Raw genomic sequence first — 13020 nt, forward strand, 5'->3', positions numbered from 1 at the left:
TGATCGCCGTGGAAAGGGCGAGGCGGCGCTGCTTACTTGATCAGCGGGAGCAGGGTCCGGAACTCACTCGTTCCGGCCTGATGCAGCCACTCGAAAAGGACCATTTCGGTGGTGACGATACGGATGCCGCCAGCCCGCATCCGCTCAATGGCGGCGCTGCGGTTTTCCGGGGTGCGCGACGAGGCTGCATCGGCGACCAGATAGACCTCAAACCCGGCAGCCTGCAGGCCGAAAGCCGTTTGCAGCACGCAGACATGGGTTTCGGTACCGGTCAGGATGACCTGTGGCCGTTTGGCTGCCAGCAACAGGTCGACGATGCCGGGTTCGGCCGCGCAGGAGAAGTGCGTTTTTTCGAAGAATCTGGCGCTACCCGCTGCATCGCGGATGGCCTGGACGCTGGAACCCAGACCTTTGACGTATTGCTCGGACACGAAGGCTGGGATGTCCAGGAGGCGAGCACCTTCAAGCAGGCGAGCCGAATTGGCCGTAACGCGCTCGTTGTCGTGAATGGCCGGCGCCAATTTTTCCTGAATGTCGACGATCAGCAGCAGCGAATCGTCACGTCGAATCAGCATCAGCGGAAAACGACCGTCTTGTTGCCGTGAACGAGGACGCGATCCTCGAGGTGATAGCGCAGGCCACGAGCGAGTACCGTCTTCTCGATGTCCTTGCCGTAGCGAACCATATCTTCGGGCGAATCGGAATGGTCGATGCGGATCACGTCCTGCTCGATGATCGGACCGGCATCGAGTTCGCTGGTCACGTAATGGCAGGTCGCGCCGATCAGCTTGACGCCACGGGTGTAGGCCTGATGGTAGGGCTTGGCGCCGGCAAAGCTGGGCAGGAAGCTGTGGTGGATGTTGATGATCTTGCCGGTCAGCGCATCGCACAATTCGGGCGACAAGACCTGCATGTAGCGGGCAAGGACCATCGAGTCGCCGCGCACGTCTTCAAAGATGCGCTGAATCTCGGCGTAGGCGGCGGCCTTGTTGTCGGCAGTCACCGGTACGTGATGGAACGGAATACCGTGCCATTCGACAAAGCCACGGAAAGTGTCGTGGTTGGAAATGACGCACGGGATCTCGATGTCGAGTTCCTTGGCCTGCCAGCGCGCCAGCAGGTCATAGAGGCAATGCTCCTGCTTGGAAACCAGCACGACAACGCGTTTCTTGACCGCGCTGTCGTTGATTTGCCAGGTCATCGACAGCGGTTCGGCGACTTCAATGCGGAAGCGTTCGCGGAATTCGGCGAGCAGGAAGGGCAGCGAATCGGCCTTGATTTCAATGCGCATGAAATAGCGACCGGTCAGCACGTCCGAATGGAAACTCGATTCGAGAATCCAGCCGCCGTTGCCGGCGATGAAGCCGGAAACGCGGGCGATGATGCCTACCTGATCGGGGCAGGAAGCGGAAAGCGTGTAGAAGCGGTCGCGATGCATGGTCATTGGGCTCAGGCTGCCTTGGCGAAAGCCTTGTCGATTTCGCTGCGCAGATCGTCGTAGTTCAGCACGACCGGGTACTGCGGGAATTCGCGAATGACGTTTTCCGGCGGGTGGAACAGGATGCCGCCGTGGGCTTCGCCGAGCATGGCGGTATCGTTGTAGGAGTCGCCAGCCGCAACGATCTTGAAATTCAGTTCCTTGAAGCGCTTGACGGCTTCGCGCTTCTGGTCCGGCATGCGCAGGTGGTAATTGACCAGCATGCCTTCGGCGTCATCTTCCAGCGAGTGGCAGAACAGCGTCGGCCAACCCAGTTGGCGCATCAGCGGATGAGCAAATTCGTAGAAGGTGTCGGACAGGATGACAACCTGGTAATCCTCGCGCAGCTTGTCGAGGAAGGCGCGGGCGCCAGGCATCGGGCCCATTTCGGCGATCACCTTCTGGATGTCCGGCAGGCCGAGCTTGTGCTCGCGCAGGATATTCAGGCGGTAGGTCATCAGCTTGTCGTAGTCCGGCTCTTCGCGAGTGGTCCGCATCAGCTCGGGGATACCCGTGCGCTTGGAGAATTCGATCCAGATTTCGGGGACCAGTACCCCTTCGAGGTCAAGACAGACGATTTGCACGGTGAACTCCCTGCGGCGGCTAAAAAAGGAGCATTTTACCCGATCAGGATGGGCTTATCTCGGCAATCGGGAAGGAAAGGTAGTAACCCTGCGCGTAATCGACGCCGAGTTCGCCAAGCAGGGCCAGTGTCGGGGCATCACCGACGAATTCGGCAACGGTCTTCTTGCCCAGGCCGCGGGCGACTTCGACAATGGCCCGGACAAAGACTTGATCCTCGCGATTGCTGACCAGATTGCGAATGAACATGCCGTCGATTTTCAGGACATCGGCCGACAGGTGCTTCAGATAGGCGAAGGACGAGAAGCCGACGCCGAAGTCGTCGAGGCAGACAGTGCAGCCGAGCCGGCGCAGGTCGTCGATGAAACGTTCTGAATCACGGATGTTGGCCAGCGCCGCCGTTTCGGTCAGTTCGATGATCAGGCGCTGTGGGTTGACGTGAAACTCGGTGAGCAGGTCGCTGATCGTGCGGGCCAGCGTCGGATCGTCGAAGGAGCGGGCCGACACGTTGATGGCGAGGGCAGGCAGACTCGGCATGCCGGCCAGCTTGTGAATGGCGGTGCCGATCACCCAGCGGTCGATGTCGACAATGCGCCCGGTGCGCTCGGCGGCCGGAATGAAGCTGCCTGGTTGCAGCAATTCGTCCGGGTTGTCGGGATCGATCATGCGAACCAAGGCTTCGTAGTGGCTGATCGCTCGGGTGGCCGTTACATGCACGCCCTGGAAGTGCAAAACCAGACGGTTTTCGTTCAGTGCCGCCTGGATCTTGTCGTTCCAGCCGAGCTGGCTGAGCATGTGCGAGGATTCGTCGAGGTCGGGCCGATAGATGCGCCAGCAGTTCTTGCCGCTGCGCTTGGCCTGGTACATTGCGGCATCGGCGTGGGCAACCAGTTCCTCGGCGCTGGCGGCGTGCTCCGGCAAGAGCGCGATGCCGAGACTGATGGTCAGCCCGAAACGCTTGCCGTCGAACTCGAAACTGAGGCCGGTCAGTGCTTTGACGACCCGTTCGGCCATCGCCTGGACGCCGTCCAGATCTGCCCCCGGCGCAACAATGGCAAATTCGTCCCCCCCCAGGCGGGCCAATAACTCGCCAGTACGGACCAACTTGCTGACGACATCAGCCGTCCGGACCAGCACGTTGTCGCCAACCCGATGGCCGAAGGTGTCGTTGATCGTCTTGAATTCATCGATATCGAAATACAGCACGGCACCGCTCTGCGTCGCATCACGCTGAAAGCGGCTGACCAGCCTGTCCAGTTCGGCGGCAAAACGGGCGCGGTTGGCGAGTCCGGTCAGCGGGTCACGCTCGGCCATGAACAGCAGATGTTCGGCCAGTTGTCGCTCGTTGGTCACGTCCTCGAAAATCCACAGACGTCCCAACTCGCTACCGCTGGCGCTGGTGACTGCTATCCCTTGCTGGGTGATGACTCGGCCTTCGTGCAAGGCCAGTTCCACACTGGTGCCGTCACCCCTGAACAGCTGGCTTTGGCCACCGTTGGTCAGTACGGCATCCAGCCAGCGGCGCAGATCGGCCAGCGGCAGATTGGCGAGATGACCGTCCAGACTGACGGACCAGAGGCTGGCGAAGGCCGGGTTCAGATAGCAGATCCGTTCGTCCTGATCGACAAAAACCAGTCCCAGACGCATCGCCGAAAGCAGCGCGTCGAGTCGCGAACGCTCCGCATCGACCGTTTCGAGCAGTGCCCTTTGCCGAGCTTCGGCTTCCTGCAGATCCCTGACCCGGCGGTCGAGTGTTTTTGCCATGCCATTGAAGGCGCTGATGACTTGGCCGATGTCGTCGTTGCTGCTAGCAGGCATTGGTTTGAAACCCCGCCCATCAGCCAGATCGTGGCTGGCCTTGACCAGCCGGCCAAGGCGGCGCGTCAGCCACAAGGCAATGCCGCCAAGGACGACCGACGAGGTCAGGATGCCGACCAGGGCGAGCGCGATATTCTGGAACAGGATTTCCTGTCTTGCCTCTTCGAGAAAGCGCAGATCGATACCGACCTGAAGCTCGCCGTAGGGGCGTTTTTCGACGCTCACCGGAACGCGGAAATCACGCACCCCGGCCGGCTTTATGTCATGTTCGGCATTGGCAGCGGCAATACGCTGGCCGCGTTCATCGAACATGATCAGGTAGACCATGCCCTGCATTTGCTGGGCGCTGGTCAGTGTTTCGCTGACTGCGGCATAGTCGCGCTGGACCATGGCCGCGCCCAGCGCGGCTTGCAGCAACAAGCTGATTTCAGCACGGCGCAGTTCAAACTGGCGGACCAGATGCGCCTCGATCAGGCGCTGGCTGTTCCAGACGATGGCCGAGATCATCACGATCTCGACGATGATGCTCAGCGTAATCAGGCGGGTGCGCAGCGAACGGGGGAGTTTCATCAAGGTCATCAGCGGACGGTGTTGCCCAACAGGCGACGGGTTTCCGGCATCATCTTGTCGAGAAGCACATAATCCTCGGCAGTCGGTTCGCGGAATCCGCCGTGCTTGGTTTTTTCAAAAAATAGCTGGCCTTCGGGGGTTTTTTCGAAAGCCAGCAGTGCCGCTTTTACCGCCAGCTGTCTGGCAGGCGGAACCCGGCTGTGAGCAATGTAGAACTGCCCGGGAATGCTGGCAATGTCGCGCCAGAGCAGGGCATCGCGTTGCAGTTCGGGGGCGGCCAGAACCAGGGTCGAATAAGACACCAGCGCGGCCCGGGCCTTGCCTGAAATGGCGTTATGCAGCGCGCTCGAGTGACTGACCGTTTCGATGAAGTGATAGTCGCTGCCCTCAGTCAGTCCATTCTCCCCGAGCGTGATGGCCCCGGCGATGACCAGCAGTGCGCTGCGGTCGACGATAGCGATGTTCTGGCCACGCAGGTCGTTGAAGCTGGCCAGCGGTTGGGCGCGACTGCTGACCAGAACGCCTCGGATTGGTGACTTGTGGAGCAGTAACGGCGTATAGCCATAACTCTTGATGGCCAGGCGGGCGTAGTGCGGAGCGAGGAGCGCAATGTCGTATTCGCCATCCAGCACGCGCCTGACGAAGGTATCAAAATCCGGTGCGGTCAGTAACTGAACCGGCTGCTTCAAAGCATCTTCAAGGGCTGCTGCAATCGGCTGATAATTGGCCAGCAGTGTGCGCGTGCTCAGATAGGGCATCAGGCCGACCGTCAACGGCCGCCTCTCGGCCAATTTTTCATCGGCCAGAGACAAGCTTGAAGCGCACAGCAGCAAGCTGAACGCCAGCACGATCATTTTTGTTATCAAGCGCATCCGAATCCCCCTCAAATCCAGTGGCACTGCCTGATTATTGTCACCGTCTAACGCAATAATTACGAGCGTTTTTCGCGGCATGACTCCCGTCAGCGTTTGGGATTTTCAATAACCAAAAGGAAATTGGCCAAGATCGAATATACAGACTACGATGAATGGGCAAATTGAGTCGTTCCCATGCAATCTATTCAGGAGAGAAACTCATGGGTAGCAAAGACAAAAAGAAAGAATCAAAGGGTAAAAAACCGCAACCCAAACCAGCGATCGGCTAGGCTGAAAACGCCAACTATTCTGGTCAGGGTTTTGCTTGGCGAGTCTTGTACCATGCCAGCGCCAAATTGCTTATATGCTGGAAGTGCTGGCTAGGTTCCGTTTAATCTACCGAGGTGAGATATGTCTAATGTGACCGATCTAGGTAACAGCCAAAAAATTGTTGCCGACATGAAAGCGGTTGTTTCTGACGCTGAAGAGATTTTTCGCGAGACGGCCGGCGTCGCTGGCGACAAGATGCTCGATGTACGTCAGCGAATTAGCGACCGTTTGGGTGCTGCCAAGGTGCGAGTTGCGGATGCTGAGGCAGCCATTTTGGCAAAAACCAAGGCGGCGGCCTGTGCCACGGATACCTGTGTTCGAGACAAGCCTTGGCAATTTGTCGGCATTGCGGCTGGCGTTGGTTTGCTGCTCGGCATCCTTATGGCGCGTCGATAGGTAACTGCCGGGGAGGGGAAGGCTCAAAACACCTTCTCAATCAGTCGGTGGCAATGCCTCCAGCGCCTCGTGAACTTCCAGCCAGCGCATCTCGGCCTCATCGATCTGCTCGCCAAGTAGCCCGGCCTGCTTATGCATTTCCTCGCTCTTGATGCGGTCGACCGTGGTGTAGAAGTTTGGATCGGCAAATTGCGTATCGAGAGCAGCCTTTTCCTCATTCCACTTGGCCAGCTTCCGTTCAAGTTGCTCGATCTCTTTGACCAAAGGTCGGCGTTGGGCCAGCAAAGCTTGGCGGTTCGCTTTTGCATCGGCACGTTGGGCTAGGCGCTCGTTTTTTTCGGCTGCCGCATTCGGCTCCGGTGCCTTCTCGGCATTGCGCTGGGCGGCGAGCCATGCTGCGTAGTCGTCGAGGTCGCCATCGAATTCAGTGACCTTGCCATCGGCGACGAGCAGCAGTTCGTCGGCGCAGGTGCGCAGCAAATGCCGGTCGTGCGAGACGAAGACGACGCCACCTTCAAAGTCCTGCAAAGCGAAGGTCAGCGCTTCGCGCATTTCGAGGTCGAGGTGGTTGGTCGGTTCGTCAAGCAGCAGCAGGTTGGGTTTGTTGCGGATCATCAGCGCCAGCGCCAGGCGGGACTTCTCGCCGCCGGAGAAGGGTTCGATGGCGCGGGTGGCCATGTCGCCGCGGAAATCGAAGCCGCCGATGTAGTCGCGCAGTTCCTGTTCGGTAGCTGTCGGGTCGAGGCGAACCAGATGTTGCAGTGGCGATTCGTCCGGGCGCAACTGTTCGAGCTGATGCTGGGCGAAGTAGCCGATATTCAGCGCCTTGGCTTCCTTGCGTTCGCCGCCTTGCTGTGGGATGGCATTGGCCAACAGCTTGATCAGCGTCGATTTGCCGGCGCCGTTGCGGCCAAGCAGGCCGATCCGGCATCCGGGGCGCAGCGTCAGTGTGACGTTATCGATGATCCTGTGATCGGCGTAGCCGGCCGAGGCCTTTTCGATGCTCAGCAGCGGGTCGGGCAACGCGGTGGGTTCGCGGAAACTGAAATGGAAGGGCGAATCGACGTGAGCGGCGGCGACCATTTCCATGCGTTCCAGCGTCTTGATCCGGCTTTGTGCCTGGCGGGCCTTGGTCGCCTTGGCCTTGAAGCGTTCAATGAAGCTGGAAAGATGGGCGATTTCACGCTGCTGGGCTTCGAAAGCCGATTGCTGGGTGGCGAGGCGGGCGGCACGGGCCCGTTCGTAGTCGGAATAGCCACCGCTGGTCAGCGTCAAGCGCTGGAGGTCGATGGCAATGATCTGGCCGACCACGGCATCGAGGAAGTCGCGGTCGTGCGAAATGAGGAGCAGCGTCGCCGGCGTGTTCTTCAGCCAGTTTTCCAGCCAGAAAACGGCGTCGAGATCGAGGTGGTTGGTCGGTTCGTCGAGCAGCAGCAGGTCGGCACGGCAGGACAGGGCGCGGGCGAGGTTGAGGCGAACGCGCCAGCCGCCGGAGAATTCCGACACCGCGCGCGAGAAATCGGCGTCGGTGAAGCCCAGGCCATGCAGCACTTCGGCAACGCGCGCCTTGGCCGAATAGCCGCCGATTTCGCCGTAGCGGGCGTGCAGGTGGCCGATGGCAAGGCCATCACCCTTGGCTTCCGCTTCGACCAGTTCGCGTTCGATGCGGCGCAGTTCGATGTCGCCGTCGAGCACGAAATCGAGCGCGCTGTCGGGCAGGGCCGGGGTTTCCTGGGCAACGCGGGCAATGTGCCAGCTGGCCGGGATTTCGACATTGCCGGATTCGGCATGCAGTTCGTTGGCGAGCAGTGCGAACAGGCTGGATTTGCCGCAGCCGTTGGCGCCGACGACGCCGACTTTCCAGCCGGGGTGCAGTTGAACGGAGGCGTCAATGACCAAAGGGCGGCCGGCGCGGGCGAAGGTGACTTGGCGTAAGGCGATCATGAGGCGATGGATTATAACGATGCCCCTGTCCGCTGGCGAAAAGCACTGGTGCCGAGAGTCTGGCGGGGCCTTCAGCGATTTACCGGAGAAATGGCTAAATTCACAATTTTTACAAACGTTTACCGCGCTTTTCCGGGAATTTGGCTACGGTCTGTAAACGCCTGCTAGAATTCCCCAATGATCAAGCAGATTCGGGTCGAAAAACCGGTTGCCACGGCATTGAAGAAGCTGCTTGAGTGAGGTAAGCAGCATTTCGATCCGCAACATTACATTTCGTCAGAGATCCTCGATCTCTCCAAGGTCCAGGACAAAGTCGCCTGTTTCGAGAATTACGATAAATGGAAAATCGATCCTTATCAGTGGTTGCCGGCCTGATTACCCTGCTGGCGATGCCGCTTGCCGCATTGGCAGCGGAGTCCGGCACAGAGACTGATCAGCAGGCCTCCTGGCGGGAGCGTCTGGACAAGGCGAGCGCTTTGCAGATTGAAAGCAAGGCGCTCAAAGAAGAAGGTCTCAAGCGGAATGAGCAGAAGTATCTCGAGTGCGAGAAGAAATTTCTTGTCAATTCGTGTCGTATCGATGCCGATCGGGAATATCAGAAAACCACTCATGAAGCGCGGCGCCTGGAGGCCGAGGGCAAGGCTCTGGAACGGGAGGTCAAGAAAGAGCAGTTAGCCGACCGGGACAAGCGTCGTGCCGAAGAGGCGCCTAGTCGCGAAGCCGATATGCAGATGCGGGAAGCAGAGACAGCGGCCAGCCGGCAGGCGTCTGAGCTACATACCGAGGCGGTACGTTCGGACAAGGCGAAAAAAGCGGCGGAAGGTGCAAAGCGCAAGGCTGAACAGGCCGAAAAGCATCGCCAGAAGCAGGAAGCCCACGATGCCAAGGTTGCTGCCAAAAAGCTCGAAGCAGAGCGTCGCGCAGCCGAGGACGGGGAAAAAAAATAATCTTGGTCGCGCCATGATCCGCAAACTCTCCGTCGACCAGTTGTTGCCCGGCATGTATGTCGTGGATTTGCACAAGCGCTGGCTCGATCACTCGATCTGGATTAAACGCTTCAAGGTGCGCGACGAGTCGCATGTCTGGGAGCTCAAGGAGCAGGGAATCACCGAAGTCAGCATCGATACCGAGAAAGGGATCGATCTGCCACCTTCGCCGATTGCCCGTATCAATGCAGTCGAGCAAAAATTCAAGTCGCTGGCCGAGATCAAGGCCGCTATGCACCACACTGTTTCGTTGGGTGAGGAGCGGCGACGTGCCACCCGCCTGCTGAGCGAAGCGAGTGGCACGGTAAACGGGCTGATGGTTGCAGCCAAGGCCGGTCTGAGTGTCGATGCGGCGCAACTCGAACCGGTGATCGGCAAGATGATGGAATCGGTGATCCGCAACCCCGATGCGCTGGTTCCATTGGCCCGCTTGAAACGGCAGGCGGCCTACGCAACCGATCATGCCGTGGCGACGGCGGCGCTGATCATTGCGTTCGGCCGGCAGCAGGGCATGCCAGAGCCGGAAATCGAGAAATTGGCTCTCGGTACCATGGTCAAGGATATCGGCAACTCAGCCCTGGATGCCCGGTTGGTTTCCAAGCCAGGCATGCTGTCCAGAGCAGAGTATTCCATCGTCCAGAGTCACGTTGAGGAAGGACTGGCGGTCCTGGAGGCGACTTCGCGACTTTCGGAGATGTCAGTTGCGGTTGTCCTCGAACATCATGAGCGCTACAACGGCTGCGGCTACCCCTACCGTATGGCTGGCGACGAAATTTCGGTCGCCGGCCGGATGGCAGCGATTGTCGATACCTACGATGCAATGACCTCGGAGCGCCCCTACCGGGCGGCAATATCGCCGTCGCATGCACTCCGTCAGCTCTACGACGAGGGGGGGACGCAATACGACCCTGCCCTGGTTGCTGCTTTCGTCAAGACAGTCGGCATCTATCCGGTCGGCACCTTGGTCCTGCTTGAAAGCGGCCATCTTGCCGTGGTCGAGCAAATGCATCCCAACAACATGCTGACGCCGATCGTTCGCGTCATTTACCACGTCGGGCGCAAGCAATACGTCACAGTTCCGGTCGAGGTCGATTTGGCGCGCAAGATTGGCAATCACTACGGCCAGATCGTGCGAGCCGAAAGCTTCGAGCACTGGAGCATCAGCCCCCTGCGCTGGCAACCTGCTTGATCAGTTTCCGGATCGGGGTCGGTACGCCGGCTTGGGCTGCTTTGTCGATATTGACCCACTCGAGTCCCGCCTCACCCAGGTCGGTGCGCGGCTCAATGCGGCACAGCACCGGTTCCAGCGTCAGCTTGAAATGCGTAAAGGTATGCTTCAGTGCAGGCAGTTTCGACTGCTCGCCCAGTTGCAAGCCAAAGCGGGCGGCGACTTGATCCGGCTCGCCCTCGGGCGGCACCAGCAGGCCACCCCACAGACCGCTTGGGGGGCGTCGCTCAAGTAGCAGACGGTGCCCATCGCTGAGCAACACGTAGGTCGCGGTTCGTTCAGGCACCTTGGTGCGTGGTTTTGCCGTTGGCAGCTCAGCCTGCCTGCCTTCGCATCGGGCGATACAGGCCGCAGCAACAGGACAGTCGCCGCAACGTGGCTTGCTCCGGGTACATAACGTGGCACCGAGATCCATCAAGCCCTGTGTGTATACCTCGATATCCCGTTCTGGCAGCAGGCTTTCGGCCAGCGTCCACAGCTTGCGGTCGATAGTCACCGAACCGGGAAAGCCATCGATGCCGAATTGCCGACACAGTACCCGTTTGACGTTACCGTCGAGGATTGCGGCCCGTTTTCCGAATGAGAATGCCGCAATTGCAGCGGCAGTTGACCGGCCGATACCAGGCAATTCTGCGAGTTTTTCTACAGAGTCCGGAAAGCTCCCGGCATAGACCGTGACAATCTGCTGAGCACAGCGATGGAGGTTGCGTGCTCTTGCGTAATAGCCAAGGCCGGCCCAGTGCTCGATCACGACTTCGATCGGCGCGGTAGCCAGTGCTGTTACATCGGGAAAACTGCTCAGGAAACGCAGGTAGTAGGGGGTCGCCGTGCTGACCTGTGTTTGCTGCAACATAATTTCGGAAAGCCAGACCCGGTAAGGATCGCAGGTATTCTGCCAGGGCAGGTCATGGCGCCCGGCGATCTTCTGCCAGGCGATCAATTGTTCGGTGAACGGGTTCGGGGTGGCCAAATTCTGCCTCGACGTGGGCTGCTGGAGCGCCGATAATACGGCCTTTTGACGCAAATCAAACCCGATGACCCAACCGCAACACGACAGCCGCGCCCTGCGCAATGCCCTCGGACGCTTCGCCACCGGCGTCGCCGTTGTCACGGCCATTGACCCGGATGGCCACCCGATCGGGCTGACCGTCAATTCGTTTGCCGCGGTTTCGCTTGAGCCGGCGCTTGTCCTCTGGTGTTTGGACAACAATTCACACAACCTTGAGCCCTTCCGCCGGGCCAGCCATCACGTCATCAATATCCTCTCAGCTGAGCAGCAGGATCTGTCCAACCGCTTTGCCACCTGGCCTGCTGACCGATTCGTCGGCTTGCACTGGCAGCGTGGTGCTGGCGGTGCCCCAATTTTCCCGGATTGTTGCGCGACCTTTGAAGTGGCTAACGATACTGCCCATTCAGCCGGAGATCACACCATTTTTGTTGGTCGTGTCGAACGTTTCAGTGAAACCGCAGATCTTGCCCCGCTACTTTTCCACGCCGGTCGCTATGCCGCACTGGCTAGCGAACAGGACGATTGAATCGGGCGCCTTCTGCGCTTAGAATGCACCCTTTCGCCCAGAGCGGGCGTCGTATAATGGTAATACCCTTGCTTCCCAAGCAAGAGCCGACGGTTCGATTCCGTTCGCCCGCTCCACATTGATCCAGGCGTATCGTCATCAACAAGTGAGAAAGCCAACCTCTGCGGGTTGGCTTTTTTGTTTTCCGTACCTCGTAGATTTCTGGATGCTGGCGGATTGAGTCAGCGCAAGCTGCATCCAGCACCAACTCCATAACGTTGCCGAGTATGTGTGCCATCCGTTGGGAGCGCCAAATAGGCAGCGGCCCGAGGGGCGAAGTGATCGGTGTAAATTCCACTCATTGAGGCAGTTCTCAAGTGATTCTGAAATCATGGTTTTTGAGTGGAGTGAATTATTTTTCAAAAATGGTTTGACAGCGGCTTCTTAAATCTAGATAATTCGCCCCCTTCGCTGCTGACGGATTTAACGAAACGGCGCGGCGACTGATCTTTAACAAATTGGACAACCGATAAGTGTGGGTGTCTTGATGCAGCAACTACGGTTGCAAAAATGTATTAAGGCAAACGCACTGAAGTAAGGATGGAGAGATCCATTCAGGTAGAGCAATCTACCGTCAGTGAATATGCGAGTTATTTGTTGGATTAAACTGAAGAGTTTGATCCTGGCTCAGATTGAACGCTGGCGGCATGCCTTACACATGCAAGTCGAACGGCAGCACGGGAGCAATCCTGGTGGCGAGTGGCGAACGGGTGAGTAATATATCGGAACGTACCTTTCAGTGGGGGATAACGTAGCGAAAGTTACGCTAATACCGCATATTCTGTGAGCAGGAAAGCAGGGGATCGCAAGACCTTGCGCTGATTGAGCGGCCGATATCAGATTAGCTAGTTGGTGAGGTAAAGGCTCACCAAGGCGACGATCTGTAGCGGGTCTGAGAGGATGATCCGCCACACTGGAACTGAGACACGGTCCAGACTCCTACGGGAGGCAGCAGTGGGGAATTTTGGACAATGGGGGCAACCCTGATCCAGCCATGCCGCGTGAGTGAAGAAGGCCTTCGGGTTGTAAAGCTCTTTCAGCCGGGAAGAAAACGCATGGGTTAATACCCTGTGTGGATGACGGTACCGGAATAAGAAGCACCGGCTAACTACGTGCCAGCAGCCGCGGTAATACGTAGGGTGCGAGCGTTAATCGGAATTACTGGGCGTAAAGCGTGCGCAGGCGGTTTGTTAAGATAGGCGTGAAATCCCCGGGCTCAACCTGGGAACTGCGTTTATGACTGGCAGGCTAGAGTATGGCA

11 protein-coding genes, 1 tRNA gene and 1 rRNA gene (1 of these 13 running past the window's edge) are annotated in these 13020 nt (G+C 58.6%); 6 read left to right on the plus strand and 7 right to left on the minus strand.

The window, feature by feature from the left end:
• Nucleotides 1-32: 32 nt before the first annotated feature.
• The 5 genes from DARO_RS00290 to DARO_RS00310 are packed head-to-tail and all read right to left on the minus strand — an operon-like array spanning nt 33 to nt 5319.
• Entirely contained in the window at nt 33-575 is a 543-nt protein-coding gene (locus DARO_RS00290) for a hydrolase (protein WP_011285824.1), read from the minus strand.
• The gene (purU, locus tag DARO_RS00295) at nt 575-1438 is read right to left on the minus strand and encodes a formyltetrahydrofolate deformylase (RefSeq protein ID WP_041224594.1); all 864 of its coding nucleotides are present in this window, start codon (nt 1436-1438) and stop codon (nt 575-577) included. Before purU ends, DARO_RS00290 begins: the two co-directional genes overlap by 1 nt.
• An 11-nt stretch (nt 1439-1449) precedes the next feature.
• Nucleotides 1450-2061: a bifunctional phosphoserine phosphatase/homoserine phosphotransferase ThrH gene (thrH, locus tag DARO_RS00300; RefSeq protein ID WP_011285826.1), complete on the minus strand. Its 612-nt coding sequence runs from the start codon at nt 2059-2061 to the stop codon at nt 1450-1452.
• A 43-nt stretch (nt 2062-2104) separates the two neighbouring features.
• Entirely contained in the window at nt 2105-4447 is a 2343-nt protein-coding gene (locus DARO_RS00305) for an EAL domain-containing protein (RefSeq protein WP_157037113.1), read from the minus strand.
• 8 nt (nt 4448-4455) lie between these two features.
• Nucleotides 4456-5319 (minus strand): phosphate/phosphite/phosphonate ABC transporter substrate-binding protein, encoded by an 864-nt coding sequence (locus DARO_RS00310; RefSeq protein ID WP_011285828.1) that lies wholly within the window; start codon nt 5317-5319, stop codon nt 4456-4458.
• A 441-nt stretch (nt 5320-5760) separates the two neighbouring features.
• Between DARO_RS00310 and DARO_RS00315 the strand changes: the two genes are divergently transcribed.
• The gene (locus DARO_RS00315) at nt 5761-6027 is read left to right on the plus strand and encodes an ElaB/YgaM/YqjD family protein (protein WP_497463015.1); all 267 of its coding nucleotides are present in this window, start codon (nt 5761-5763) and stop codon (nt 6025-6027) included.
• A gap of 36 nt (nt 6028-6063) precedes the next feature.
• On the opposite strand, the gene DARO_RS00320 is transcribed toward DARO_RS00315, so the two are convergent.
• Nucleotides 6064-7971 (minus strand): ATP-binding cassette domain-containing protein, encoded by a 1908-nt coding sequence (locus DARO_RS00320; protein ID WP_011285830.1) that lies wholly within the window; start codon nt 7969-7971, stop codon nt 6064-6066.
• Nucleotides 7972-8330: 359 nt separating this feature from the next.
• On the opposite strand from DARO_RS00320, the gene DARO_RS00325 reads away from it, so the two are divergent.
• Both DARO_RS00325 and DARO_RS00330 read left to right on the plus strand, forming a co-directional pair.
• On the plus strand, nt 8331-8918 hold the full coding sequence (locus DARO_RS00325; RefSeq protein WP_041224140.1) for a hypothetical protein: 588 nt from the start codon (nt 8331-8333) through the stop codon (nt 8916-8918).
• Between the two features lie 13 nt (nt 8919-8931).
• The gene (locus tag DARO_RS00330; protein WP_011285832.1) at nt 8932-10146 is read left to right on the plus strand and encodes an HD-GYP domain-containing protein; all 1215 of its coding nucleotides are present in this window, start codon (nt 8932-8934) and stop codon (nt 10144-10146) included.
• Here DARO_RS00330 and mutY read toward each other — a convergent pair.
• Nucleotides 10118-11155, minus strand: a complete 1038-nt coding sequence (gene mutY / locus DARO_RS00335; RefSeq protein ID WP_011285833.1) for an A/G-specific adenine glycosylase — start codon at nt 11153-11155, stop codon at nt 10118-10120. The two genes, DARO_RS00330 and mutY, sit on opposite strands and share 29 nt — an antisense overlap.
• Nucleotides 11156-11219: 64 nt before the next feature.
• Between mutY and DARO_RS00340 the strand changes: the two genes are divergently transcribed.
• From DARO_RS00340 to DARO_RS00350, 3 genes are all read left to right on the plus strand, one after another.
• Nucleotides 11220-11720, plus strand: coding sequence for a flavin reductase family protein (locus tag DARO_RS00340; protein ID WP_011285834.1), 501 nt, complete (start codon nt 11220-11222; stop codon nt 11718-11720).
• Nucleotides 11721-11762: 42 nt separating this feature from the next.
• Nucleotides 11763-11836: transfer RNA gene (locus tag DARO_RS00345), tRNA-Gly, on the plus strand.
• A 527-nt stretch (nt 11837-12363) separates the two neighbouring features.
• Nucleotides 12364-13020: ribosomal RNA gene (locus tag DARO_RS00350) — 16S ribosomal RNA — on the plus strand (it continues 881 nt past the right edge of the window).

Source organism: Dechloromonas aromatica RCB (assembly GCF_000012425.1).

Excerpts from the sequence above, each read along its gene's own strand:
- DARO_RS00305 (WP_157037113.1), bottom strand. The coding sequence starts at position 4,447 with ATGAAACTCCCCCGTTCGCTGCGCACCCGCCTGATTACGCTGAGCATC.
- purU (WP_041224594.1), bottom strand. The coding sequence starts at position 1,438 with ATGCATCGCGACCGCTTCTACACGCTTTCCGCTTCCTGCCCCGATCAG.
- DARO_RS00310 (WP_011285828.1), bottom strand. The coding sequence starts at position 5,319 with ATGCGCTTGATAACAAAAATGATCGTGCTGGCGTTCAGCTTGCTGCTG.
- DARO_RS00315 (WP_497463015.1), top strand. The coding sequence starts at position 5,761 with ATGAAAGCGGTTGTTTCTGACGCTGAAGAGATTTTTCGCGAGACGGCC.
- DARO_RS00330 (WP_011285832.1), top strand. The coding sequence starts at position 8,932 with ATGATCCGCAAACTCTCCGTCGACCAGTTGTTGCCCGGCATGTATGTC.
- DARO_RS00340 (WP_011285834.1), top strand. The coding sequence starts at position 11,220 with ATGACCCAACCGCAACACGACAGCCGCGCCCTGCGCAATGCCCTCGGA.
- DARO_RS00290 (WP_011285824.1), bottom strand. The coding sequence starts at position 575 with ATGCTGATTCGACGTGACGATTCGCTGCTGCTGATCGTCGACATTCAG.
- DARO_RS00320 (WP_011285830.1), bottom strand. The coding sequence starts at position 7,971 with ATGATCGCCTTACGCCAAGTCACCTTCGCCCGCGCCGGCCGCCCTTTG.